Source organism: Pseudoalteromonas sp. SCSIO 43210 (genome assembly GCF_054133285.1).
In genome coordinates, this window is the sequence record NZ_CP087225.1 from 307,184 (window position 1) to 333,736 (window position 26,553).

A 26,553-nucleotide genomic window follows, 5' to 3' on the forward strand; every position below is an offset into this window, starting at 1 on the left:
GATACGTGAGAATCAAAATAATGTATGTTGATATGCGGCATGTTGCGTCCTTACGCTATTAATAATGAACGATGGCTCTCGTAAGAACCTTGAGATTGCACAATGCAATTAAACAGCTCATCAACACCTTGATGTTTTAATAATGCGTAATGATCTGCTTGTAAGTGTTGTGTTATCGCTTCTTTTTCGTTGTACTCAGGAATGTTTTCAATAAATGAATAATCATCTCCTTGTGCTTTAAATATCACTTTTGGTGCTTTTACTTGGCGTTCAAGCAACTCTGTGAATGTATATTTAAACTCATAAGTGCGCATGACTACTTCTATGATTTTACTGACAACATCTCGATTCAAAGTGCGATGATTCATACATACAAAGTCAATAAACTGTTGTTTATTAGTCACTGCCGATAAACATTGTTCTAATACCGGGCCTTGTATTTTTTGAAAGAACACTGAAAATAAAATGGTGACAAATGCAGGAGAAGTAAAACAAGGTGTCTGCTCTTTTTGTGAATACTGAGGTAGATTAGGTGAGCCAGGTGCAATGAGATAAAGTGCTTCCACGGTCTCGCCACTTGCTTCAAGTTGATGCGCCACTTCAAATGCAACACGCGCCCCAAAAGAGTATCCCCATAACGTATAAGGACCCGTTGGTTGCTCATTTTTGATTAGCTTGATATCAGCTTCTGCCATTTCTTGTATTGTATCGTAAGGAACTTCATCACAATTAAGGCCATGCGCTTGCACTGCAATAAACGTCGCTTCATCGGCCACTTTTTCAGCTAAAGGTTTTAAGCTCATTGGATACCCACCTAAACCAGGCCAGCAGAAAATTCGCGATTTTTGTGTAGAGTTATTTAAATTAATCAACCGACTATGTGAGCTGTTATCGTTTTGCTTAATATAAAGAGCAAGTGCTTCAATAGTGGGGGCTTGAAAGATAGCTTGCATTGGGATACTAATGCTCAACTCTTTATTTAAAGTATTCATAAATGTAACGGCTGTTAAAGAGTTTCCACCACTTTCAAAAAAATTATCTTGGACTGATACTTTGTCCCATTTCATCACATGGAGCCAAATATCAGCTATTTTCTCTTCTAATTTATTTCGAGGCTCAATGTAGGCTGCCTTATTTTCAATATTATTAAGTTTCTCTGAATTTTTTAGAGCGAGATAATCGACTTTCCCATTCGCTGTTTGTGGGAATTCAGCAAAAGTTATAATTTTATTAGGTACCATATAGCTAGGTAGCGAATTTTGTAAATCATGATTCAATATTTCAAGGGGGCCACGCATATGTATAGCGTCTTCTTTCATACCTTCACTGCGCTTTTGCTCTTCTGAAATTTTTCCACCAATGCAAAAATAAAATGGTTTCATTGTACAGTTCGCATCAGATAAAATTTCTTCAATACGATTGGCTGAAGGTAAATTATTACCAGATTTTGAGCTATAACCAGAAGACATTAAACCTATGTTTAAGTCGTTCATTTGTAACTGCTGTAACTTACGACCTAAATCAATATAGTGTCGCCAAGCCGTTGTAGAATGATTAAGTAAAGAAATACCAAAAGAAGCTCTATCATAGACTTGCTGATTAATGGCAATCACTTTTTTCTTTTCAATTAGCTGATCAGAAAGGGGTGTCAGCTGATTATCTTGAACGGTGTATTGTCCTGAATTTAAACCATCTACATTTTGAATTTGCACTAAGGTCTCAACATTTGAAAGCGAGTCAGTTTCGCTATGTTGGCTAATATCAAAACTTCCTAAGTAGGCGTCATCTTCGTGAACAGCTAAGTAATCTTGGTATTCATTGTCAAAACTAGCAGCGCCAACTGAAAGGCCAAACTGAGGTAAAATATGATCAAATAAGCCAAGCATATGGCCTGTTTCCATTTCTAAAACTTCTAATATATTATTTTGATATACAGGTTCTATAGCTGATTGCTTACCTAAAAAATGGCAAGTTAATTTAACCGTGCTTACAGGCGCTAATGAGCGTACAAGATGCAGGGTATGTAGTTCAGGGTGATAATAATAAATACCCGATTTTAAATTAAATAAATTATGTATTTCTAAAAATAACTGCGTAGCATACAGGGCGCCTGGAGATGCATAGCCATACTTGGGCAGTAAGCGTTGCTTGCTTTTAAACTGGCCAAAATATCTCATGATTTGACCAAATTCATCATATTCTAATGCGCTGACAGGGCGTGTAGGGATCTCTGATTTTTGTTTTTTGAGTAAGTTAAGTATTTCTTGCTCACACACATTTCCACCATCAAAGTAACGATAAGTTTTACGAGCAAAAACAGTTTCAGTTTGCTCTTTTGATGCATTTTTATTTGGTAAATTAAATACGGGTAAGTTTAACAGCGCTTGTGGTTGTCTAAATCCAGCATTAGAGAGTTGTGCTTTAACTTGTAATTTACTTTTTTTAGATTGATGGTGTTCACTCTGCTTGCCTTGATCCATTAAAGCGGCTTCACGATGATTTAATTCAATGCATGCAATAAGATTTTGAAAACCGGTACGCTGGTCATTTTTTACAACCATTGCGGCATTTTTTATCCAATCATGCTTTTCAATCGCAAGTCTAATTTCATCAAGCTCTACACGGTAACCACGTAATTTAATTTGATTATCGGCGCGACCTAAAAAGTGTGTGTTACCTTCTTTATCACGTTTTACAATATCACCACTGCGATAGAGCGTATTATGCATAGGCTCGCTATTGTGAGGATTAGATATAAATCTTTCGAGTGTTGTATCGTTACGGTTTAAATAACCTCTAGCAACCTGCACACCACTAATATAAAGCTCACCAGATTCACCCTCATCAACTAAGTTTAACTGTTCATCAAGTATATAGTAGTGAGTATTGGCTACAGGCTTACCAATGGTAATTGCATCAAACGCTTGCTCTAAAGTATGAGGCGTTACTTTATGGCTGGATGAATTTATTGTGCATTCTGTTGGCCCATATAAATTGATTAGATCTTTTTCAGGCAGTGTTTCAAAAAATTGTAAGGCGAGCTGTTTAGTAAGCGTTTCACCCCCACTGAACACGTGAGACAATGAGTTGCACAATTGAATACAAGGCGAATCAAGCAAGGCTTGTAAAAGGGTAGGAACACATTGCAAAACGGTCACTTGTTTTTCAATGATTAAATCAATAAGTGCAAGCGGATCGCGATACATTCCTACTTCACTTGTAACAACACAAATACCGATTGCATTAGCTAAAATCTCCCATTGGGCTGCATCAAAGCTAAAAGGCGTTTTTTGTACAATACGAGTTGATTGGCTAAAGCTATGCTCTTCTTTTAACCACAGAAGCTGATTAACAATACTGCTATGTTCAATGATGACGCCTTTTGGATCACCTGTGCTTCCAGAGGTGTAAATCATATAAGCAAGGCTATCTTGTGATAGTGGCGCATAATATGACGTATTATCATCAACATCATCTATTGAAATCACAGTAATGTCGCTGCTAACCAATGCAGTAATTTGCTCTTTTAAATGTGCTTGAGTTAAAACTAAGCGCGCTTTAGAGTCTTTTAGCATATAGCTAATACGTTTTTCAGGGTATTCAGGAGACAGTGGAAGGTATCCGCATCCTGCATAAATAGCTCCCCACACACCAAAAATTAAGTCAGGCGATGGATCGACAAACAAACCAACATATTCACCTTGCTTAGCACCATGCTGATGGAGTAAAGAGGCAATGTTAGCTGATTTTTTATCCAGCATTTTATAGCTCCAATCTCCTTGGTTACTAATTACTGCAGTTTCATCAGGTGTTTCAATAATTTGCTTTTGAATTAAATCAAACAATGTTCGAGTATCACTTTCTCCCAAAAAAGATATCTGATCTTGCTCAAGGTTTTCGGTTCGATTTAGTTGGTTATGTAGTTTCATTTCTATGCCTATTCCTTTATTTAAAATTTTATAGATGACTAATTTTTGAATTGCCTTGTTAAAAATGAGTACTACACATAACTCTCATGTAACAAAGTTAGGTAAAAGATAATACATACAATCTTAATGTCAAGTATCTTTGTGTGAAGATACTTGTTGTGATGAGTCTTGTCGTAGAGGTTGTTGTGAGTTATATTGGTTTATCAATTTAAATTAGAGTAGTAGATATGATGAAAAATGATCTTGTTGACGTCGTTATAGCCCAGTGGAATAAAGAAAGACCTGATTTAGACCCTTCGCCTATGGGAGTTATGGGCCGACTCGTTCGTACCGATGCAATGTTTAGCAAAGAATTACAAACTGTATTTGGCCGTTTTGGCCTCAATGGTGGCGAATTTGATGTATTAGCGACAATTAGGCGTTCAGGAAAACCGTTTACATTAAGTCCAAATCAACTATTGCAGACATTAATGCTAACCTCAGGCTCAATGACAAACCGTATCGATAAACTAGAAGCTAAAGACTTGGTTGCACGCAGCTCAGATCCTAACGACCGTCGAGGCGTTATGGTGTCTTTAACTGAGAAAGGTTTTCAATTGATTGATCAGGTTGTAGAGGAGCATATCGCAAAAGGGCAGTCTTTATTGTCACCTTTAGATAAGTCGGAGCAGCAGCAACTCGCAGTATTACTTAAAAAATTACTTTTAGGCCTTTCTAGCTCTACTTATAAATAAGGCCAGTTGGCCTTTCAGGAGCACAATTTGTTCTATCTAGGGCATGTTGATCTTTGTGGATTAAAATTTGTTCAATCGAGGAGCGATTTAATCGTGGCGCGAGATTTGTAACTTGGTAGCTTTGGTAACGCTCCTGCATCACCTTACTAACTTATCTTTATGTAAGAATAGGTAAATTCGCGCAAAGCTTCCGCGCCCTACTCACGGCTTTTATTTACATCTATGTAGCAGCAAAGAGTAAATCGCCCCTAGGACGAACCTAAGGGCTACGGATGTTTGGCACTTACGCTGCGTTATCGCCTATTTATGGGGAATAATCACACGACATAAACTCTGCCTCGCCTAACTACCAAACCTACAGCTGCAAAATTAATCACGAAAGCTCGACACGCTCTAATATAGATTCACTTTGTTTCTCAGATAGCGATGCACTTTTATCTACCATTGTAGGATAATCGGTATAACCGGTTTCGTCGCCACCATAAAACGTATCGGGATCTACATTATTAAAAGAAGCATTTAACTTAGTACGTTCTACCAAATCAGGGTTTGCTAAAAAGAGTGCCCCTAATGCCACACCATCGCATAAATTTTCATTTAACACATCTGATGCAATAGCAGGGGTTACAGGGCCATCTTGCCAAGATTTGTGAGGGTTTAATATAAGCTTACCTAACCATTGGTTACGGATCTGCTGAGTGTGCTCACGGTTAGCCGCTTCCATAATATGCAAATACGCCAGATCAGTTGGCAACTGACTAATAAGAGTTTGGTAGAGCACTGCACTGTCTTGTTCAATAATGTCATTGTAAGTATTGTCGGGAGAAATACGAATACCGACTCTTTTAGCACCAATAGCTTGTGTAACAGCCGCCACTACTTTTAGCGTAAATCTTAAACGGTTTTTGACGCTACCACCAAATAGATCGGCTCTATTATTTGTATTGCTTGCCATAAATTGGTGAAGTAAAAAACCATTTCCTGCGTGTATTTCTACCCCATCAAAACCTGCCTGAATCGCTAATTCAGCTGATTTTGCGAAGTCTTCAATGGTTGCTGTAATTTCATCTAATGTCATTTCTTTTGGTGTAGGGTAGCTCTTTGGCCCTGTTGGTGTAAAAGCGTCTCCGGTAGCTTTAATTGCTGAAGGCGCTATTGATTGATGAGCACTGGGGTATAATTCAGGATGCCCAATACGACCAGAATGCATCAATTGAGCTACAATTTTGCCTCCCCTTTTATGTACTGCTTCAGTAATGGGCTGCCAGCTTTTCACATGTTGTAAATTATGTAGCCCTGGGGAGTTCATAAAACCTTGACCAATTTGGTTAGGTTGAATACCTTCAGAAATAATTAACCCAGCTGTTGCTCTTTGAGCATAATAGGTTGCCATAAGAGGCGTTGCTAATCCTTCAGCTGTTGCCCTGTTTCTACTCATTGGTGCCATTACAAAGCGATTGCTTGCGTTGATTTTCCCAAAACGAGCTTCTGTAAATAAGTTGTCCATGTTTACTTCCTTTAACTAGTTTTTTTGTTTAGTGATGGTTCCAGATTAAAATTGGAACTTGATTTTTTAAACAGCTGTACTTGAGATATAACAATGGCTAATACAATAATGACAGCGCCTAATGTTTGACTCATCGTTAGCCTTTGCGAAAGAATAAAATAACCCAATAATGTTGCTGAGATTGGGCTTGCAAACGATATAAAAGACACCGTAACAACTGGCAGTTTTTCAATAGCTTTAAACCAAACTATATAAGCGAACAAGGCGCCAATGATACTTAAGTAGGAATAACCAATTATATTGTCCACTGTTAGGTTACTAGGTAAGCCTTCTTGTACTAATCCAATCGGGAGTAAAAATAATCCACCTACAACGAGTTGCCAGCCTGTAAAAGTATATAAATTAACGTCAGCAGGCTTGCCCCATTTTTTTGTTAATACTATTCCCGTGGCCATTGAAGCGGCACCAATTAAACCTGCAATAACACCTTGAACAGGTAAATTCATATTTGGTTCTAAGACCAACATCGCGACTCCAACAGCCGCAATTGCACAAGCAATAAATTGCCTTAAATTAAGGGTATCTTTAAAGAGTAGCGCACCAAGTATCATGACTATGATAGGTTGGCACGACATAACAAGTGCAGCTACACCACCGGGTAATAGATAGGCTGCTACAAATAAACAGTAAAAAAAGCCACCAATATTAAGTATGCCAAGCACGATAGAACGCACCCACCAGATGCCTTTAGGTAGCTTTCGACCAATCAGTACTAATAAAATACCAGCAGGTAAAGCACGAAGTGTTGACGCTATTAAAGGCATATCTGGCGGTAATAGCTCGGTCGTTACTATGTATGTACTGCCCCAAATTGTTGGGGCAATCATAGCAACTAACATCCAAAGTATTAGTTGTTTATTTGTCATACGGCCCCCACATCGGTCGTACCGAAGTAGCGATCTCCGAAGTCGCCAATTCCAGGTATCATAAATGCGTTTCCATTTAGATACTCTTCAATTGAAGACGTGACTATTTGAATTTTTTTAAATTGCTGAGTAACTTTTTGAATCCCCTCAGGGGAGCACAAAAGATTAACAAAAATGATATTTTCTTCTAAAACACCAGCATCTATAAGCACCTGAATAGCACAAATTGCAGAGCCGCCTGTCGCCAACATAGGTTCGAATATCAGCACGCGACATTTAGCGATATGATCCGGAAGTTTTGAATAATAAAGAGTTGGCAATTTTGTGACGACATCGCGTTGTATTAAAATTTTTCCAATGGGAATTTTTAAGTCAATATGACGCAGCTCATTTTCCATACTTTCACCAGCACGAACCACAGAAACGGCACATATTGGATCTGCAAACTGCTTGCCTTTGTATGTTTCTCCCACGGGAGTAGTTACATCGAGATCTTTAAATGGTACTAATTCTAAGCTTTTTTCAATCAGCAGACGAAACACTTGATCAGCATAAAAAATGAATTGGCTTTTACTAGCTACCTTGTCACGCATTTTTGCATGCAGGTATTTTAGTCTATTTGTTTGCGGTAACTCGGTCACACTACTTGAGAGTATTTGTGAGTCTTCTTTATATATTTGAATAACTTGATTTGCATTCATAACGCTCTCCCTATTTGAGTCTGCCAGATTAGGGGTGTTAATCTGGCAGTGAATTATATTAAGCATTGATCTCCGAAAATGCTTTTTCAGCTTCGCGAATGAATTTCTTCACCTTAGCGGCATCTTTTCTGCCGTCGCTACCTTCTAATCCCGTATGTGAATCAACTGCGGCTGGTTTAACCTTATAGATTGCATCAGCTACATTTTCAGGCGTTAAACCGCCAGCCATCATTAGAGGTTTTGGAGATCGTCTAACAAGTTCAGCGCTTACGTCCCAGTTATGCGTTAAACCAGTAGCGCCTTTAGCACCCGTTTTAGGGTTAAACGTATCAGTGATAAACATGTCAACAAAGTCAGCCATGGTATCAACAATTTCTAACAGCTCTTCAGCATTGTCTTCTTTCACAACAAGGCTTTTTAATAAGAAAAGATCAGGGCGCAGCTCTCTAAGCTTTTTCATTTCTGCCACACTAATATCACCGTGTAGTTGAACTGCTTTTACACCTAGCTCACTGCAATAACCGCTCACTTCTTCAGCATCTACCATATAGCTAATCAACACACCGGCTTGAGGCTCACTTAAGCCTTTAATAATGCTCATTGCATCTGTTTCAGAAATATCATCTTTTCCAGAAGGTAAGCGTAAAGGAAAGCCAAGCCACTCAATGCCAGACTCCAGCATTAGATTTGCTTCTTCTCGGTCGATAATGCCAGCTACTTGAATAATGTTTTTCATAATGTTCTCCAATTTAAAGTTAAAGGGTTGTAAAGAATCTCGACGTAAAGATATGTAAGAATTAACTTTGTGTCAAGTATCTTTATGTGAAGATATTAAATTAATATACGTTTAACTGTTTCATAGAGTTGTTGAAGACTGACGTTTTTATATCGTTATTATTTAAAAAGTTAACATAAGCAATGGCTTAAGTGGGTTTTCGAAGTGGTGCAGGGCGATTGGAAGCTTACTAAAAAATAGTTTGCGGCCTTAAAAAAACTTAACGTATTGAGCGTAAGTCTTAAATAAAAACAATATTTAGGCATTTAAAAAACTATATGGTGTGGGTATGGTTATCAAAACGTTAAGTTAACGAGGTCGTAAACGCGGACAAGAACAGTTGGCTTTGTCCGTGCCCCACCAAATTATTTTTAGCTGGTACAATGGCATTTGTATAACTATGTGCAGCAAGGGAGTATATGGAAAAGCAAGAAATAATAAGATTCATTAAGGATATACAATGTAAGTTTCCAGATGTGATCCCGCTAATGGATAAACACGAAAGTTGGGCGCTTGCTTTTCGCATGGAAGAGTTTGCAAACTTAACAACTTTTGCATTCAACGAAAATAAAGTCACCAACGCTCTAAAGCACTTGTCATATATGAGTCTAAAATTAGACTCTGCAAGTCCTGCTGAACTTGAGTACATAGACACTTATTACGTTGAGCACTTATTTTGCAAGGCCACTCCCATTGGAATTGAAATAGGTTGGCCACTTGTTCCTGACAAACTTAAAAAACTGTATTTAGATTTTCACGGACAAGCGCCTAAAATACGTTGAGAATAGAAGTAAGTCGTTTTTATTTAAAAATCAAAAATCTGCTCCGAAAAGTTGTTAAGTAGAAGCTATTGATCTGAACTTCATGAGAGATTTTTATTAAACTCCGTTATACTTCTTGCAATTGAATATGCCAAATGAAGTAAATAGGCCGCTAACTGCAATGAGTACAGAAATTCTTTTCCATACTATTTTTCTACACGAAACCAGTAAAACATGGGTTGTATTTGTCCATGGAGCCGGTGGTAGTTCGGCAATCTGGTTTCGTCAGCTTAAAGCGTATAAAAAAGAATATAATGTGTTGTTGCTTGATCTTCGCGGTCACGGCAAATCGAATAATCTACTACAAAACTTTGTTGATAATAATTATTCATTTAATAATGTCTCTAAAGACATTATAGATGTGTTAGATCATAACAATATCACCAGCGCACACTTTGTTGGTATTTCATTGGGCACAATTCTTATTCGAAATATTGCTGAAATTGCGCCGCAATATGTTTCTAGCATGGTGCTAGGTGGAGCGGTTACTCGTTTTAATACTCGCAGTAATACATTGGTTTATTTAGGTAATATTTTTAAACACTTCCTGCCTTATATGTGGCTGTATCGCTTATTTGCTTTTATTATGATGCCGAAAAAGCGTCATAAAGAATCTCGACTTTTGTTTGTTCGTGAAGCAAAGCGCTTGTGTCAAAAAGAGTTTATAAAATGGTTTAAATTAGCCATGGATGTAAATCCTTTAATGCAATATTTCAAAGAAAAAGACATTGATATTCCCATTCTGTACATTATGGGTAAGGAAGATCATATGTTCCTTGGCCCTGTTAAAGAAATGGTTAAGCGTCATAAAAACAGCGTACTGCAAACTATTCACCATTGTGGCCATGTCTGTAATGTGGAACGTCCTGACTTATTCAATCAGCATTCGCTTGCTTTTATCGCCCAGCAAAATCGTTAAGGGTTGTAGATAAAATAGGGATAGGACTTTCTTTTTTGACTTACAAAACTTAAAAAAGATCTAAATGGGTTAACTTAAAAGGAATTTAAATTGGAAGCGTTAAGTACAGCTAAGCAAGTTATTGATATCTTTTCGGCTTTATTAAGCCCTGTAATTGCCATCTCAGTAGGCTTTATTGCATACCAGCAGTGGAAGCTTAATGTTGATAAAGAGAAGCGTGAAAGTAACTCAAATAAACTGCATATTTATATAGTTGTAAAAAGGTTTTTGCGTAGTGTTGATATAAATCGTGTGGTCGATGATAAGTTATACGAAGAGCTTCAAGAGGCACTTGCCCTAGCTGATTTCTATTTTGACGGTATTGTTACCGATTGGTTATTTCAAGTAGACTCTGATGCATCAGCTTGGCTAAACTTAATGCGAATTAATTCATTACCTGATATGCAAGAATCAAACCCCGAGTTTACTCGTAATCTAAGGGAAATTGAGGAGCTAATTGATAATCTTCAAAAGTTTCATTGTGTGTTATTTGATGTATTTAAAGGTAGTATGATGTACTTAAAAACTAGTAAGTAGTTAATAAGGCTTGTTTCTTTTTCACCGTTTGCTAAACACTGCTTGATGACTCAAGGAGTAAAAGCTATCACTTGTCTTTTTAACAACTGATAGCTAACAGCTCGTAACTCTTAGCCCTTACTCTTCTATCGCACTCACAATAAAATACGGATTTAAGTACTCATCTTTGGTGTTATAAATAAGCGGGCTGCCATCAAGTTTAGTGACTTTAGCACCGGCTATTTCGGCGATGGCATGGCCTGCGCCTGTATCCCATTCGCAAGTTGGACCTAAGCGGGGGTAAATATCAGCACTGCCTTCGGCGACTAAACACAGCTTTAGTGAGCTGCCTTTAGACACCATTTCAACCTTATCAAAGCGTTTCACAAACTCGGCTAAATCGGGTGATGGGTGCGAGCGGCTGCCTACAACACGGATTAACCCTTTGTTAGGTTTGGTAGTTACCTTAAGCTCAATTCGCTCATCGCCTTTATCTTTAAATGCGCCAATGGCTTCGGCGGCTAAGTACGATACGCCAAGGGCAGGTGCATCTACTACGGCTAAAATAGGAGTGCCGTTTTTAATTAGGGCGATGTTTACGGTAAATTCACCGTTCTTTTTAATAAATTCTTTAGTGCCGTCGATTGGATCAACTAACCAGTAGCTTTTCCACGTTTGGCGTACATCCCAGCTTATGTCGGCGTTTTCTTCACTGAGTATTGGAATATCAGGTGTGAGCTGTTGAAGCCCTGCCACAATCAGTTTATGAGCTGCTAAATCGGCGTCGGTTACGGGGCTTTCATCGGCTTTGTACTCAACGTTAAAATCCTTTTCGTAAATTCCCATTATCGCTTGGCCTGCTTTACGGGCAAGGATGAGGGTTTCTTCTAGCAGTTCGGTTTGATTCATGGGGTTAACCTATATTATGTGCTTTTGTTTTAGATACGTTATCAGTTGTGTAACCGATTGGTCTAGGGTGTTTTTACTTGTATCTAAAATTATTTCTGGATTGTTTGGCACTTCGTAGCTTGAATCGATACCAGTGAAGTGTTTTATCTCCCCTGCGCGGGCTTTTTTGTATAAGCCTTTAGGATCGCGGCTTTCGCATACATCCAGTGGGGTATCGATAAATACTTCGATAAATTCGCCTTCGTCTACTAAGTTACGCACCATGTCGCGTTCTGCTCTAAAAGGCGATATAAACGCAGTAAGTACTAACAAGCCAGCGTCGGTCATTAGTTTTGCGGTTTCGCCTACGCGGCGTATGTTTTCAATGCGGTCTTCGTCGCTAAAGCCTAGATCTTTACACAAACCGTGGCGTACGTTGTCGCCATCGAGCAGGTAAGTGTGCGTACCTTGCTGATTAAGCGCCGCTTCTAGTGCGTTTGCTACGGTGCTTTTGCCAGAGCCTGAAAAGCCGGTAAACCATAAAATAGCGGGCTTATGTTTTTTTTGCTCACTACGCTGTGCTTTTGTCGTTGCGTAGTTATGCCAAACTATATTTTCATCCATAGTGAGAGTCTCTTATGCTGTAAGCGCAGGTATTAAAACGGAAATACCAGCGGGATCAGGGTTAATACCGTGATTGAATAAATAATAGAAAGGGGTAAGCCCATCACTATGTAATCTTTTAAGCGATAGTTACCCGCGCTATAAACCATTAGATTAGTTTGATACCCAAATGGCGATATAAAGCTGGCTGATGCGCCAAAGGCAACCGCCATAATAAACGGTAGCGGGTCTACATTAAAACCAACCGCGAGCGAGTAAGCAACAGGGAACGATAAGGCAGCTGCTGCGTTGTTAGTTATAAGCTCGGTAAATAATACGGTCATTAAAAATATGGCAATAAACGCGCCGTACGGACCAAAATCCCCAAGTACCATAAACATGGCGTCGGATATTTGCCCGGCAAGTCCGGTGCCTATCATTAATTTAGCAAGGCCAATGGCGCTACCTACAACCACCAATAACTCGATAGGGAAACGGCGTTTTACTTCATTAAGTTTTATGGTGCCGCTGAGCATTAAGCCAATCAGTAATACTAATAAGCCTTTAACCAGCGGCACTATGCCAATAATGCTTAAACCCAGTACTGCGGCAAAGCTTAGTAGTACAATATTTGATTGCTTAGGTGCAAGGTGGGCTTGTAAGTCAAACCCTGAAATATACACAAATTCGCGCTTTAAATTAGGCAAAGTGTAAAAGTTTTTGCCTGGTGCGAGTATAAGTGAGTCGCCAGCTTGTAATTGCACTTGCCCAAGGCCGCCTTGTAAGCGATCGTGCCCACGGCGAATGGCAATAACAGCAGCATGAAATTGCTCTCTAAAGCGGGCTTCTTTTACGGTTTTGCCAATAAATTTTGAAGATTGACTTACGACTACTTCTACTAAGTGTTCTATGTCTTTTTGATGATTCTCGTGCACTACTTTTAGGCCGTCGAAACGGGTAAGTAATGGCACCGATTTTATGTCACCTACAAACAGCAGCACGTCGTCTTTTTGAATAATTTGCTGTGGAGTGACTGCGCAAATGCGGCTCCCGTCGCGAATGATTTCAGCAAGGAATAAGTCTTTTAAATCACGCAGGCCGTTTTCTTCTACGGTTTGGCCTATTAATTTTGAGCTTGCTTGTACTTTACCTTCTAGGTAAAAAGGCACGACTTCTTGGTCGCTTTTACCGTTGTCGGGTAAGTATTTAAGCATTACTAAAATGGTAATTAGGCCTACGCTTAGCGCGCCCAAACCCACTAAGGTAAAGTCAAAAAAGCCCAGCGGTTCCATGCCCGCATCAACAGCAAAGCCATTGACGATTAAGTTGGTTGATGTACCAATAAGCGTAATAGTGCCGCCCAAAATAGCAGTGTACGACAGTGGTAATAATAGCTTTGAAGGGGAGTGATTAGGATTGTCTTTTATCGCGGTAATAAGCGATGCAACAACGGCGGTATTGTTAGTGAACGACGATAAAAAGGCGGTTGATAACCCCAATTTTGTTACCGATTTTACTAAACTACCTTTAGATAGTGATTGCGCTAACTTTTGAATTAGGGTGGTTTTTTCTATTGCGGTCGACACTAATACCAGTAATACCAAGGTAATAAGCGACGGGTTAGCGTAATTAACTAACATGCTTTCAAGATCAATTAATCCGGTTAAATAACTAGTACCAATGGCACTTACAAATAACCATGCTGGATTAATACGAGTGCCAAAAAGGCACCCGACTAAGGTAAGCATAATGCCTGTTAAAACGAGCTGTTCTACCATGCTTTTAAATTCCTAACAGGCTAAAGTTAACTTATAACTTAGAAATATCAAGCGCTTGCCAATGCGGAAAGTGCTTGCGTACTAAGCTGTTAAATTCAACTTCAAATTCGCTAAAGTTACTTTGCTGTGCTTGGCTTTGCAGTACTTGCTCAATCATACCCGCAGCAACTGTTAGGTTTGATAAGCGATCGATTAGGATAAACGAGCCTGTTTCGTGATTGCTGTGGTACTCGTCTGCCAAAATAGTTTCGGTTAGTTCAAGTGTTACAATCGCAATTTCGTTTAACTGTAATGAGTCGCTAGTGCCGTGCTCAAGCGTGTTCACATCAATTGTGTAATCAATCTTTTTAACAATAGCTGAGGTGTTTTTGCTGCCTAGTTTTAGGTTATAGCTTTTACCTAACACTAATGGCGACTCATGCATCCACACAATTTTAGCTTGCAACTGGTTAGTTACAGCGGCCGTTGAGTTTGCAGGTACTATTACATCCCCTCGGCTAATATCAATTTCGTTATTTAGGGTAACGGTAATTGCTTGGCCTGCTTCTGCGCTATCTAGGTTGCCATCAAAGGTAACAATTTCTTTAATGCTTGATGTTTTACCCGACGGTAATACTTTTATTGCATCGCCTACATGTATCTTGCCTGATGTAAGTGTGCCCTGAAAACCACGGAAGTTTAAGTTAGGGCGCACGACATATTGCACAGGTAGGCGCGCTTCAAAGCCTGTATCTGTTTCGGCTGCTGGCGAATCTTCTAGTAATTCTAGTAGCGGCTTGTCGGTGTAATACGGTGTATGTGCAGAGCGTGTTACTACGTTGTCGCCTTTAAGCGCCGACATAGGCACAAACTTAATGTTTGATACGTTAAGTTGCTCAGCAAATTTAAGGTAATCGGCCTTAATTTTTTCATACACGGTTTCGTCAAAATCAACGATATCCATTTTATTAACGGCAACAACAAACTGTTTAATGCCCAGCGAGTCACAAATAAAGCTATGGCGCTTAGTTTGTACTTGTACGCCGTAACGCGCATCAACCAAAATAATGGCGACATCGCTTGTTGATGCACCCGTTACCATGTTGCGGGTGTATTGCTCGTGCCCAGGCGTGTCGGCAATAATAAATTTACGCTTAGCCGTTGAAAAGTAACGGTACGCTACGTCAATGGTAATGCCTTGCTCACGCTCAGCTTGTAGGCCATCAACTAATAATGCAAGGTCAAGATCTTCACCTGCATTACCTACTTTTTCGTTATCTTTATGAAGGGCTGCTAGCTGATCTTCATAAATTTGGTGGCTGTCGTGCAGTAGGCGGCCAATCAATGTTGATTTACCGTCATCTACGCTGCCACAAGTAAGCATGCGTAATAAGCTTTTGTCTTGTTGGCGTGCTAGGTAGGCGTCTATGCCTATTTCTTTTACTTCGTTAAATGTATCGTTATTTTGGCTAGACATTAAAAATACCCCTCACGTTTTTTCTTCTCCATTGAGCCGGCTGAATCATGGTCAATAACACGACCTTCACGTTCAGATGACGTAGATAGCAGCATTTCTTCGATGATTTCGGTTAAAGTACTGGCTGTTGATTCAACTGCACCGGTAAGTGGGTAGCAGCCTAGTGTACGAAAACGTACAGATTTCATTTGCGGTACTTCACCTTCATTAAGAGGCATACGCTCATCGTCAACCATAATTAAAGTACCGTCGCGCTCAACTACTGGGCGATCTTTAGCTAGGTACAATGGCACCATTTCGATGTTTTCTTGATAAATGTATTGCCAAATATCAAGCTCAGTCCAGTTAGATAACGGGAAAACACGAATGCTTTCGCCCGGATTAACTTGGCTGTTGTAGGTATTCCAAAGCTCAGGACGTTGGTTTTTAGGATCCCAACGGTGGTGTTTGTCGCGGAATGAATAAACACGCTCTTTTGCGCGTGATTTTTCTTCGTCGCGGCGTGCGCCACCAAATGCAGCATCAAAACCATATTTGTTAAGTGCCTGCTTTAAGCCTTGGGTTTTCATTATGTCAGTATGTTTACCCGAGCCATGCGTAAACGGGCCTACACCCATTTCAATGCCTTCTGGATTTTTGTGTACCAGTAGATCAAAGCCGTATTCTTTAGCTATACGGTCGCGAAACTCAATCATTTCACGAAACTTCCAATTGGTGTCTACGTGTAATAACGGAAACGGAATTTTTGCAGGGTAAAATGCTTTACGCGCTAAGTGCAAAAGTACCGACGAATCTTTACCAATAGAGTAAAGCATTACTGGGTTCTCAAACTCAGCGGCGACTTCGCGCATGATTTTGATACTTTCAGCTTCAAGTTGCTGAAGGTGAGTTAAAGCCATTGTTAGTCGTCCTACTAAAATGATTAAAAGTTACAAATTTAAAATTCGGTTATGTATTTGATACATCTGTTAGCGGCTGTGCAAAGCTGCTTGTTTGCTCGTTTTCCCCAAACCAGGCTAGTTGCGAGTGCAGGGCGGCTACTTCGCCAATAATGAGTAGCGCAGGCGATATAATGCTGTTGCGCTGGATTAAGTCGGCAAGTTCGCCTAATTGGCCTGTTACTACACGCTGATTTTTACGTGTACCGTTTTCGATAATGGCAACAGGTGTGTCGGCTTTGCGGCCATGTTTTAAAAGCTCGCTTTGTATGTGCGGCGACTTAATTACGCCCATGTAAATAGCCAGCGTTTGATTTGCTTTTGCCAGCGATTGCCAATCAAGTTCTTGACCGTCTTTTTTACAGTGGCCAGTTACAAATTGGATGGCTTGTGCGTGGTCACGATGCGTTAGCGGAATACCCGCATACGCACTACAACCTGCAGCGGCTGTAATACCCGGTACAATTTGATAATTTACGTTGTTAGCAGCCAGTACTTGTACTTCTTCGCCACCACGGCCATAAATAAACGGATCGCCACCTTTAATGCGGCACACTTTTTTGCCTTGTTTAGCAAGGTCGACCAGCATTTGGTTGGTGTCGTCTTGAACAACACTATGATCGCCTAAACGTTTGCCTACACAAATAAGGTCAGCATCGCGGCGCACTAATTCCATAATTTCGTCAGAGACTAAAAAGTCGTATACAACCACATCGGCTTGTTGCATAAGTTGCAGTGCTTTAAGTGTTAAAAGCTCTGGATCGCCAGGGCCTGCGCCTACTACATATACTTCGCCTTCAGGTTCTGCTTTCGCATCTAGCATTTGCTCTAGTTGCTGCTGTGCGGCTTGGGTATCGCCGGTTTGTACTTTACTCACGACAGATGAGTCGAACACGCCTTCCCAAAATTGGCGGCGGTCTGAAAAATGCTTAAAGCGTTTTTTTACTTTGTCTCTAAAGCCACCGACAAGTGTTGCAAGTGGGCCAATATGATGCGGAATAAGGGTTTCGAGCTTTTCGCGTAAGCGACGTGCAAGTACCGGCGCTGTGCCCGCACTTGATATAGCAATCGTAATTGGGTCGCGGTCAACAATGGATGGAAATATAAACGTACATTTAGGTTGGTCATCAACCACGTTTACAAATACATTGCGGGCATTGGCAAGTTCAAATACGTTGTTGTTTACTTCATCGCGGTCGGTTGCTGCAATAACAAGCATTTTGCCATCGAGATGCGATTCATCAAAATAAGCATCAATAAGCGTTACTTCATTATTATGTGCATGCTCTTTTAGTTCGTCGCAAAACCAAGGTGCTACTAAAGTAACGCTTGCTCTCGCTTTTAAAAACGCGCGACATTTGCGTAGTGCGACCTCTCCACCGCCAACAACCAATACTGGTTTGTTGTCGAGTTTGGTAAAGATAGGTAAATACTGCACGTTAATAAGACCCCTAAACAAATTCAAATATAAGAAAACGCTTTATTCTGATGAGCAGAATATAGCGGCTATCAATAAGTAAAAAATAATTAAAACCATGTTGATATAACTAAAAGTTATAATAGGTGGGCTTTTTAGGCCTAAGAGTTAGTTAACAAGGGATTGCGATGAGTTACAAGTAAAATAATCAGCTTATAGTGTTTGGTTATGAGCTATAGCGAGTTTGATTTAATTTGTTAATATGGGGGTATATTAAATTTTGTACTTATACCAATTGCATTAAATTAGTGATCTATTATAGCGACGAGAAAATAGCTCAATAACAAGGCTAAAATTATGATACATAGTTGTTCTATATAAATAATTTTTAACGTCGTTAGTGAGTTATTTAATACGCTAAAATGATCATGTTTTTAATAAAATTGGTATTACATAGGCAAGGGAGTCTACATGGCACAACAACAAAAAGAAGCTGCATTAGCAGTAGCACTGATGGATTTAACAAGCTTAAATACCAGCGATACAACTACAGACATTCAAGCGCTTGTTAATAGTATAAATCCGACGTTGGGCACGCCTGCCGCCGTATGTGTTTATAGCGACTTTGTTGATGATGCAAAAATAGCACTCGCAGCGCGTGAGCTTAACCATGTAAAAGTGGCAACAGTCACTAACTTCCCAACGGGTGATGCACCAATAAGTGATGTAATTAACGAAACACTTATTGCAATAGAGCGCGGTGCTGATGAGATTGACTTGGTTATTCCTTATAAAAAGTTAATCGCGGGCGATGCTCAAACTGTACTTAACTATGTAAGCGAAAGTAAAAAAGCGTGTGGGTCGCGCGCCCAGCTAAAAGTAATAATAGAAAGCGGCGAGCTAAAAACTGACGCGCTTATTACTCAAGCCACAGAGCTTGCAATTGAAGGCGGTGCTGATTTTGTAAAAACCAGTACGGGTAAAGTCGCTGTAAATGCCACGCTTGAATCAACAAAAATTATGCTCAGTGCAATTAAAAATACTGGTAAGCATGTTGGCTTTAAAGCCGCCGGTGGTGTTAAAACAGTGGTAGATGCCAGTGATTATTTAGCACTTGCACGCGTAATAATGGGGGATGATTACCTGCAAGCAAAGACATTTAGGTTTGGTGCTTCAAGCTTACTGAATGATGTTTACAAGGTGTTGAATGAAACGCAGCAGTGATGAGGAAAAGCGTCAGTTAGAGCATGATGCGGCTAAATTGTTTTTACGCTGTTATGAGCAACAGCAAGGCATTCATATGCGTAATATTTGGCATAATGAGCCGAATAAACCTGACGTTAGTTGTTATCAAGAGAATGAACAGCTTGATATAGAAATTGCTCATCTATATGCCAGCGAAACAGAAGCGATGGCTGTTTTAGGACGCCCGCTGTCAATGCAAATGCAACGAGATTTGGCAGACATGGCACAAAAGCCAAGTGAACACAGATTGCGGGCTGCATTAGAGCGGTTGCTGAAACAAAAAGCGAAAAAACGTTACTATTCAGAGCGTACTTGGCTTGTTATTCGTAACGCGAGTACTATTTGGCGCAAAGCTGACTTTGAAGCTGTAATCAATGACCTTAACTTTCCAAGAACCTATCAATTTGAGCAAATTTGGTTAGTGTGTGATTTTTATCGTGGTGAGTTATTACGTGTGGATGAAAAACGGCCTATATAACAGCCGTTTTCAATTTTAAGCTTAAAGCTAATACTGATTAATTAAATTTAAACATGTTGCTTATACTTTCGAGGCTAGATTTGTTCGTTTTGGCAATACAACCACTGTCATCAAGTGACTTTTTGGTTGTTTCATCAGCTAAACCGGTTACTTTGAGTTTTTTGTCTTGCTGATACTCACGAAGCGCGATAACTGTTTTACGATCGTATTCAACATCTTGTGTTTCAAACTCTTCGTAGTCAGGCTGATTTCTTAGGTAACCCAAACAAACTAAGCTTAGGCGTGACATTGCTAAATCCATTTTTTCATAATGCGGCATTCTATGAGTGGGTACATCAACTGTTACAGCGCTCTTGCTGGCTGCTTTTGCGCGTTTAGTAGCTGGTGGCGGCGCAGTGTAACCCGGTGCTAACGTGTTGTTACTGTTATAGCGATAGTAGGTATCTGGAATTTTAGTTTCTAAAAACTCAACCGCTTTAATAATAACTTCACGCAGGGCTTTTTCTTTAGGGGTATCAGACCATCCACTAATATTGCCACCAACGAGTGCGCCACCAAAATTGGTTGCAGCGCCTGTGAAATCAAAATCTTTACTACCCCCTTCAACACTCGTTGCAGCTAAAATTCGTGATGTGCGAGTATCTATAAGGCGTAGATCAATTGCCATATGTGAACCCGAAAAACCGGCAGATACAGAGCTAAATACATCACCGATAAAGCCGCCACTGCCAACACTTGCACCAGAGCTATCGTCATCAAATTCTGTTACCGCAGCAATCACGACTATTTCAGCACCTTCAATCTCGCCATAAGCAGCACCCGATGAAGCGCTAACGCGACCTGAGGCTGCTAGGTCTTGTTCTGATAAAACAGCATCAAGCGCTTGGCGCTCTAAAACAATAAAGCGGTTTGTTGATACTAGAGCCGTAGTTAATTGATCAGCCATACCGTCGCCTATTTCTTTGCGCCACCATTTTGAGTTGTTAGATTTATCGGTAAAGCGTGCAACAGCAATACGAGCTTTAGGGCCATTGTATTGTTCTTGTGCAACTGCATTTATGTCTGGTGAGTTTTGACCTGAAGTGACATTTGTAGAGGTGCTTTGACAAGCGCTCAGAGTGGTCGTTAATAGTGCCGTTAATAATAGTTTTTGTGGTGCTTTTAACATATGACTGTCCTTAATTAATATGCTTAAAGAAAATGTTGTGCATTTCCTTCAATATTTATATTCATGTTAATTTAGTTAAATCAGTAGGTTAAAAATAGTACTGGTGCGAAATATTTAGTCACACAGGCGAAATTTATGAGGATTTTTCACGAAACTGTTTTGGGGACATGTTATATTTTGATTTAAAGCAGCGGGCAAAGTAGCTTTGTGAATTAAAGCCAACTTGCTGTGCTACTAAACCAATCGCAAGCTCACTATTTTTTAAAAGCTCTTGTGCAAATTCTAAGCGAATGTTTCGAATGTAATCGCTTGGTGTTAGGTTGTACAAGGCTTTCATTTTTAATTGTAAAGCGCGAGGGCTAAGATAAAGCGCAGCTGCAAATTCTTCCACGTTAAACGCTTCGTCTTGATAATGCTCTTTTACTGTCGTTTTTACACGCTCGGTAAATACATAATCTTTACTTTGCGCCATTTGTGGGTCGAGCTCGATTGTTTGTGATAAAGCAGGTAGTTGTTGTTTTAAATTTTGATTGAGTACTTCTCTAATCGTTAATAATCCTTGAACGCGGCTTAATAACAGCTGTGGTTCGAAGGGTTTACTTAAATAATCATCAGCAAGTAAGTCCAGGCCCTTTAATTTGCTGCGCGTATCAGCCTTTGCTGAAAGTAATAACACCGGAATATGGCTAATAGCCGTGTCGCTGCGCAGTGCTTTAATAAACTGATAGCCATCCATAATAGGCATCATTACATCACTTATTACCAAGTCAGGCATTTCGCTTTTACATAAAGCTAAACCTAGCTCTCCGTTAACGGCGTTTATACATACGAAGTTGCTAATAAAGAGTGACGTTAGTAAATCACGCATTTCATCGTTGTCTTCGATAATAAGAATTTTATTGTTTTTTACTGCACATAAATTATTGCTTTTAGATACAGCAAGAGCAGTAAGGTCAGAGGTTTCGTCTACTTGAGTTATTGGGAGTGAAATAGTGAAGCAACTTCCTTTGTTTAATTCACTTTTAAGTTCAATGGTTCCTTCATATTGCTCAACTAGCTGCTTTATAAGTGCTAAGCCAATACCGCTACCGCTTTGATTACTCGTATCTATGCGTGTAAATCGTTGGAAAACTGCCTCGAGGTGCTTTTTATCTATACCAACACCAGTGTCTGAGACTATGATGGTTAATATTTGTTTTTGAGTTAATAGCTGAAGTAATACTTTACCTCCGTTCGGGGTGTATTTTTGGGCGTTACTTAATAAGTTACTGATAATAGAAATTGTATGATTTGGCTCTAATTCAATGAGAATATTTTTTTGCGTTAAATCTTCAAGCTCGAACGTAATATTTTTTTGTTTAAATAAAGGAGTGAAATCTTCGATTAATTGTTCAACTACCGGATTTATAGCATAGGGTGTTACGTGTTTCACTGCAGTGCTTGGGCGCTGACTGAGCTGCAAAAGTTGGTTTATTTGATCCAATAGCTTATGGCTATTACGTTGAATCATCGCTAGTTTTTGTTGGGTGTCTGAATCTTTATGACTTTTTAGTAAACTATCAAGTGGCGCTAATATTAAGCTCAATGGTGTTTTAAGTTCATGGCTAACGTTATCTAATAGCTGGGTTTTTAAGCTGCTAAGTTCTCTCTCTTTTAAGTTTGCTTGCTCTGCAACTTTAGCTCTATACCTTGCTGTTATAATTAACCACATTATAAATAATACGATAATGATGTAAGTGACATAAGCAACATTGTTCTTCCACCAAGGTGGAGTAACCGTAAGCGCAACCATCGTTTTATCATCACTCCATTGGCCGTATTGGTCTTTAACTTTTACAATAAAGTGATAGCTTCCTGCGGGAAGTTGAGAATAACTAACTTGCCTCTGGTTTTTGTTTGCGTATAAAAACTGCTTATCTAACCCAGCTAACTTGTAAGCATATTGGTATTGAGAAGGGGGCTCTGCACTGTTTAAAGCAGAAAACTTAAAACCGATAACACCATCTTCTTCTTTAAAAAAGAGTCTGTCTGTATAGCTTATAAGCTTAGCCGCTTGAGTATTGGTTTTTATATATTGCTGCGTCGCGACTGACTGGTTATAAATAAGTAAGTCTGTAATAACGGGTTCTGGAGGTTTGGTTGCTAGAGTTAGTTTTAACGGATCAAATTGATTAAAACCATTAATACCACCAAAAAATAGCTCGCCGTCATTCGCTTGAAAAGCGGCGCCTAAAATAAAAGAATGGTGCTGTATACCGTTTGCGGGTAAAAAATGCTGCATTTGTTGAGTTTGAGGAGCGTAACGGGTTAACCCCTGATTACTGCTTAGCCACAAGTAACCGCTGCTGTCTTGTTTAATTGCAAAAATATTATCGTTAAGCAAGCCATCGAACTCTGTAATGTTTATTACTTTGTTTGTTTGGATATTTAACTTATTTAGCCCGCCAAAAGTACCTACCCATAAAGTGTTTTTATCTTGTAAATGCAAGGATGTAACCATGTCATGCGTTAAACTATTAGGCTTTTTAAGATCGCTTTGGTAATGGGTGAAAGTTTCATCATTTAAAGAAAATTTATTTAATCCTACGCGGGTTCCAGCCCATATCGCGTTGTTCTCACCGTCATAAGTAATACTAAAAACAGTATTATTTGAGATGCTATTTTTATCTGCGCTGTATTTAAAGTGTGTAACTTGCAATGTATTGGGATTAAATCGCGTTAATCCTTCATTACTGCCCAGCCACAAATTACCAATATGGTCGCCCTCGATTGCATAAATACGGTTACTGCTGAGTTGGTGACTTTGCATAGTAAAAGCTGAAAAGCTATCATTAACTGGGTTATAAAGCAGTAAACCACCTCCATACGTGCCTACCCATATGCGCTTATTGGCATCTTCATAAAGACTAAATATATTGTTATTAGTTAGGCCAATATTGTGGTTTTTATCTGCTTTATAGTGTTTAAATCCTGTGTCAGTGTGTTTGTTAAGTCCGTCGCGCGTGCCCACCCAGAGTATGTTGTTACTGTCTTTGAGTATTGCTCTTACAAAGTCATTCGAAATCGAAGCCGAGTTATTGCTTTGATGCTTTTGATGACCAAACTGAATCTGTCTTTTATCATAGCGATGTAACCCATAACCATCTGTACCAATCCAAATAATCCCTTTAGGGTCTTGGTAAAGTGACAATAAGTGGTCGTTAGCTAAGCCATGCTTTAAATTTGGAGAGTAAGTAAGTTGCTGAAACTGTTTACTTAATAAAATATCTTTAGTTTGATAATAAAGACCATGGCCATAAGTGCTTACCCATAGGTTTTTTTCATCATCAATAAGCATATCAGTTACCCAAACATTTTTGAGTTGCTCAAAGTTATAAAATGCGAGTGTGTTTAAGTCAAAAACACTTAGACCAGTTTTGCCTCCTATAATAAATTTGCCGTTTGGTGCTTTTTTTAATTGCCAGAGCTGTTTAGGGCTATTAGGTATGTATGTGAACTGATTTGTTTTTGAATCGAACTTAATAAGCCCAATATTACTTGCTAACCAAAGGTTTTTTTTATCATCAAAAAGCATATCTTTAAAAACAACATTTAATTGATTTTTGCCCTGATAAGAAAATAACTCGGTAGTACCTGTTTTTGTATTTAACCGAGTAAGTTGCCCTTTATCGTGACCAATCCAAATTGTTTCTGGGGAGTTAGAGGTTATTGTTGAAATGCGTTGGTTTGTAATAGGGGGGGTTGAATACTGGTTAAAAACACTAAAACTTCCTGTTTCAGTATTTAATAAGTTGAGGCCGTTGCTTGTCGTCGCAAACCAAAGTTGGCCGTTTTCTAAATTCAGGCAGTCTGTAATCCAGTTCCCTGAAATACTCGATTGTGAAGGATTGAATTTATAGTGTTTAAATTCATATCCATCGAATCGGTTTAAGCCGCCTTGGGTCGAAAACCAATGAAACCCCTTTTCATCAGTGGTACTGCAGGTGATTGAATTTTGAGATAAACCTTGTTCATTTGTATATGTATCTAAGTACAGTGGTAGGGCGAGCGAGCTAGTATGAAATAATAATAAAAGGCTGATGACTTTATATTTTATGATTGTTTTAATTGCTTTCACAGACTTCCTATCTCTTGTGAATCCCTTAGGGCGTGTTGACCTTTGTGGATTGAAATTTGTTCAATCTAGGGGCGATTTAGTCGCGGCGCGAGTTTTGTAGCCTAGTGGGCTAAGTAAAAACCGAGTATCTGGTCAATCATAAACTGCTTTTTAATCAATGTTAAGATTGATTTTTCAATGCAATGTTGAGATTTTGCATTGTGGGTATCTTTTAGGCTTGTGTTAATGAACTGCGTAAGTATAATAGGCATCCACTTTGCAGGGGCGTAGTTCCAATTGGTAGAACAGCGGTCTCCAAAACCGATGGTTGGGAGTTCGAGTCTCTCCGCCCCTGCCAGTTTTACTTGTGATTGAGTAGTCTGAGATTAAAAACCGGTTTAAATTAAGTCTGTTTTTAAGTTTAGATTTTAATGGATTAACCCTGCCGTAGTGTAGGGTTGTTGTGTCTGTAGTTAAGGTAATAATATTATGAGCACGAATGTAGAAACACCATCAAGTGCGATGGAGTCAGTAAAGTGGTTAGTAGCAATCGCGCTACTTGCAGGCGCAGTTGTTGGTAATCATATGTATGCAGATCAATCTGTATTACTACGTGCTATCGGCGTTGTTGTTGCAATAGCGGCCGGATTAGCAATTGCCTCACAAACATTTAAGGGACGTAACTTTCTTGCTTTCGCTAAAGAAGCTCGAATTGAAGTACGCAAAGTTATTTGGCCAACTCGCCAAGAAACTACCCACACGACATTAATTGTAATGGTTGCAACAGTGATTATGGCACTTATCCTTTGGGGATTAGATGGCATTTTATTCCGCGCTGTTGGCTTTTTAACTGGATTGGAGATCTGATCCCATGTCGGATGAGAACGAGAACAAAGAAATTAAATTACGTTGGTACGTAGTACAGGCTTTTTCTGGTTACGAAAAGCGTGTAGCACAAACGTTAATTGAACATATCAAAATTGAAGGTCTTGAAGCGAGCTTTGGTGAGATATTAGTACCAACTGAAGAAGTTGTTGAGATGCGTGCTGGTCAAAAGCGTAAGTCTGAGCGTAAATTCTTCCCAGGTTATGTATTAGTACAAATGGATATGAACGACGCAAGCTGGCACTTAGTGAACAGCACTGAACGCGTAATGGGCTTTATTGGTGGAACGTCTGATCGTCCAGCTCCAATTAGTCCTAAAGAAGCAGAACGCATTCTTAATCGTTTACAAGAAAATGCTGAAGCACCTAAACCTGCTACATTATTTGAACCAGGTGAAGTTGTACGCGTTACAGATGGACCATTTGCAGACTTCAGTGGTGTAGTTGAAGAAGTTGACTACGAAAAAAGCCGGGTAAAAGTATCTGTACTTATTTTTGGTCGTTCTACGCCAGTTGAGCTTGAATTTGGTCAAGTTGAACAAGATAAGTAATTGATTAAAAAAGCTTCGCCACTATTTTTTTAAATTTTGGCACGAAGCTTGAAAAAGGCCGCTGATTATCTTATAATCAGCGGCCTTTTTGTATTAAGGTAAAATTTATTTTTACTGTGCAAAAAGTACGAAACCAATTTTTAAACTGGGAAGCCGTTAGAGTACGCGTCCTCGCGCGCACAAG

21 protein-coding genes and 1 tRNA gene are annotated in these 26,553 nt (G+C 39.4%); 9 read left to right on the plus strand and 13 right to left on the minus strand.

Annotation, left to right across the window (positions count from 1 at the left end):
• Positions 1 to 50: 50 nt before the first annotated feature.
• On the minus strand, positions 51 to 3,929 hold the full coding sequence (locus LOS73_RS01315) for an amino acid adenylation domain-containing protein (protein WP_457934349.1): 3,879 nt from the start codon (positions 3,927 to 3,929) through the stop codon (positions 51 to 53).
• Between the two features lie 227 nt (positions 3,930 to 4,156).
• Here LOS73_RS01315 and LOS73_RS01320 point away from each other — a divergent pair, with 227 nt between their 5' ends.
• On the plus strand, positions 4,157 to 4,663 hold the full coding sequence (locus tag LOS73_RS01320) for a MarR family winged helix-turn-helix transcriptional regulator (RefSeq protein ID WP_008133426.1): 507 nt from the start codon (positions 4,157 to 4,159) through the stop codon (positions 4,661 to 4,663).
• 373 nt (positions 4,664 to 5,036) lie between these two features.
• Here LOS73_RS01320 and LOS73_RS01325 read toward each other — a convergent pair whose 3' ends face one another.
• Genes LOS73_RS01325 through LOS73_RS01340 form a run of 4 tightly spaced genes read right to left on the minus strand, consistent with a single transcriptional unit; the run spans position 5,037 to position 8,533 of the window.
• Positions 5,037 to 6,170, minus strand: a complete 1,134-nt coding sequence (locus tag LOS73_RS01325) for an alkene reductase (protein ID WP_033039416.1) — start codon at positions 6,168 to 6,170, stop codon at positions 5,037 to 5,039.
• An 11-nt stretch (positions 6,171 to 6,181) separates the two neighbouring features.
• Positions 6,182 to 7,096 (minus strand): EamA family transporter, encoded by a 915-nt coding sequence (locus LOS73_RS01330; protein WP_033039413.1) that lies wholly within the window; start codon positions 7,094 to 7,096, stop codon positions 6,182 to 6,184.
• Positions 7,093 to 7,797 (minus strand): uracil phosphoribosyltransferase, encoded by a 705-nt coding sequence (gene upp / locus LOS73_RS01335; RefSeq protein WP_457934350.1) that lies wholly within the window; start codon positions 7,795 to 7,797, stop codon positions 7,093 to 7,095. Before upp ends, LOS73_RS01330 begins: the two co-directional genes overlap by 4 nt.
• 58 nt (positions 7,798 to 7,855) lie before the next feature.
• Positions 7,856 to 8,533 carry a phosphoribosylanthranilate isomerase gene (locus LOS73_RS01340; RefSeq protein ID WP_008133429.1) on the minus strand — a complete coding sequence of 226 codons (678 nt, stop codon included), beginning with the start codon at positions 8,531 to 8,533 and terminating at the stop codon, positions 7,856 to 7,858.
• 458 nt (positions 8,534 to 8,991) lie between these two features.
• Here LOS73_RS01340 and LOS73_RS01345 point away from each other — a divergent pair, with 458 nt between their 5' ends.
• The 3 genes from LOS73_RS01345 (at position 8,992) to LOS73_RS01355 (ending at position 10,888) form a co-directional block, all read left to right on the plus strand.
• Entirely contained in the window at positions 8,992 to 9,354 is a 363-nt protein-coding gene (locus LOS73_RS01345) for a DUF7674 family protein (RefSeq protein ID WP_096793895.1), read from the plus strand.
• Positions 9,355 to 9,514: 160 nt separating this feature from the next.
• A complete protein-coding gene (locus LOS73_RS01350) occupies positions 9,515 to 10,312 on the plus strand; it encodes an alpha/beta fold hydrolase (RefSeq protein ID WP_457934351.1) in 798 nt (265 codons plus the stop codon).
• A gap of 90 nt (positions 10,313 to 10,402) precedes the next feature.
• Positions 10,403 to 10,888, plus strand: a complete 486-nt coding sequence (locus tag LOS73_RS01355; RefSeq protein ID WP_342865583.1) for a hypothetical protein — start codon at positions 10,403 to 10,405, stop codon at positions 10,886 to 10,888.
• 117 nt (positions 10,889 to 11,005) lie between these two features.
• On the opposite strand, the gene cysQ is transcribed toward LOS73_RS01355, so the two are convergent.
• Genes cysQ through cysG form a run of 6 tightly spaced genes read right to left on the minus strand, consistent with a single transcriptional unit; the run spans position 11,006 to position 17,968 of the window.
• On the minus strand, positions 11,006 to 11,776 hold the full coding sequence (gene cysQ / locus LOS73_RS01360; protein WP_457934352.1) for a 3'(2'),5'-bisphosphate nucleotidase CysQ: 771 nt from the start codon (positions 11,774 to 11,776) through the stop codon (positions 11,006 to 11,008).
• Positions 11,777 to 11,785: 9 nt separating this feature from the next.
• Complete coding sequence (gene cysC / locus LOS73_RS01365) at positions 11,786 to 12,379, minus strand: adenylyl-sulfate kinase (RefSeq protein WP_002958870.1); 594 nt, start codon at positions 12,377 to 12,379, stop codon at positions 11,786 to 11,788.
• 32 nt (positions 12,380 to 12,411) lie between these two features.
• Positions 12,412 to 14,136 (minus strand): SLC13 family permease, encoded by a 1,725-nt coding sequence (locus LOS73_RS01370; RefSeq protein ID WP_149594501.1) that lies wholly within the window; start codon positions 14,134 to 14,136, stop codon positions 12,412 to 12,414.
• 31 nt (positions 14,137 to 14,167) lie between these two features.
• Positions 14,168 to 15,592: a sulfate adenylyltransferase subunit CysN gene (cysN, locus tag LOS73_RS01375; RefSeq protein ID WP_033039400.1), complete on the minus strand. Its 1,425-nt coding sequence runs from the start codon at positions 15,590 to 15,592 to the stop codon at positions 14,168 to 14,170.
• Complete coding sequence (gene cysD / locus LOS73_RS01380; RefSeq protein ID WP_033039398.1) at positions 15,592 to 16,491, minus strand: sulfate adenylyltransferase subunit CysD; 900 nt, start codon at positions 16,489 to 16,491, stop codon at positions 15,592 to 15,594. The genes cysN and cysD overlap by 1 nt, the downstream gene beginning before the upstream one ends.
• 49 nt (positions 16,492 to 16,540) lie before the next feature.
• The gene (cysG, locus tag LOS73_RS01385; protein ID WP_457934353.1) at positions 16,541 to 17,968 is read right to left on the minus strand and encodes a siroheme synthase CysG; all 1,428 of its coding nucleotides are present in this window, start codon (positions 17,966 to 17,968) and stop codon (positions 16,541 to 16,543) included.
• 450 nt (positions 17,969 to 18,418) lie between these two features.
• On the opposite strand from cysG, the gene deoC reads away from it, so the two are divergent.
• Positions 18,419 to 19,171, plus strand: coding sequence for a deoxyribose-phosphate aldolase (gene deoC / locus LOS73_RS01390; RefSeq protein WP_457934354.1), 753 nt, complete (start codon positions 18,419 to 18,421; stop codon positions 19,169 to 19,171).
• On the plus strand, positions 19,155 to 19,670 hold the full coding sequence (locus LOS73_RS01395; protein WP_457934355.1) for a hypothetical protein: 516 nt from the start codon (positions 19,155 to 19,157) through the stop codon (positions 19,668 to 19,670). The genes deoC and LOS73_RS01395 overlap by 17 nt, the downstream gene beginning before the upstream one ends.
• 37 nt (positions 19,671 to 19,707) lie before the next feature.
• Here LOS73_RS01395 and LOS73_RS01400 read toward each other — a convergent pair whose 3' ends face one another.
• Positions 19,708 to 20,838 carry a CsgG/HfaB family protein gene (locus LOS73_RS01400; protein ID WP_342863105.1) on the minus strand — a complete coding sequence of 377 codons (1,131 nt, stop codon included), beginning with the start codon at positions 20,836 to 20,838 and terminating at the stop codon, positions 19,708 to 19,710.
• 133 nt (positions 20,839 to 20,971) lie between these two features.
• The gene (locus tag LOS73_RS01405) at positions 20,972 to 24,955 is read right to left on the minus strand and encodes a hybrid sensor histidine kinase/response regulator transcription factor (RefSeq protein ID WP_457934356.1); all 3,984 of its coding nucleotides are present in this window, start codon (positions 24,953 to 24,955) and stop codon (positions 20,972 to 20,974) included.
• Positions 24,956 to 25,215: 260 nt separating this feature from the next.
• Between LOS73_RS01405 and LOS73_RS01410 the strand changes: the two genes are divergently transcribed.
• From LOS73_RS01410 to nusG, 3 genes are all read left to right on the plus strand, one after another.
• Positions 25,216 to 25,292 (plus strand) — tRNA-Trp (locus LOS73_RS01410).
• 131 nt (positions 25,293 to 25,423) lie between these two features.
• Entirely contained in the window at positions 25,424 to 25,801 is a 378-nt protein-coding gene (secE, locus tag LOS73_RS01415) for a preprotein translocase subunit SecE (RefSeq protein WP_002958877.1), read from the plus strand.
• Positions 25,802 to 25,805: 4 nt separating this feature from the next.
• Positions 25,806 to 26,369 carry a transcription termination/antitermination protein NusG gene (gene nusG, locus LOS73_RS01420; RefSeq protein ID WP_007378450.1) on the plus strand — a complete coding sequence of 188 codons (564 nt, stop codon included), beginning with the start codon at positions 25,806 to 25,808 and terminating at the stop codon, positions 26,367 to 26,369.
• Positions 26,370 to 26,553: the final 184 nt, after the last annotated feature.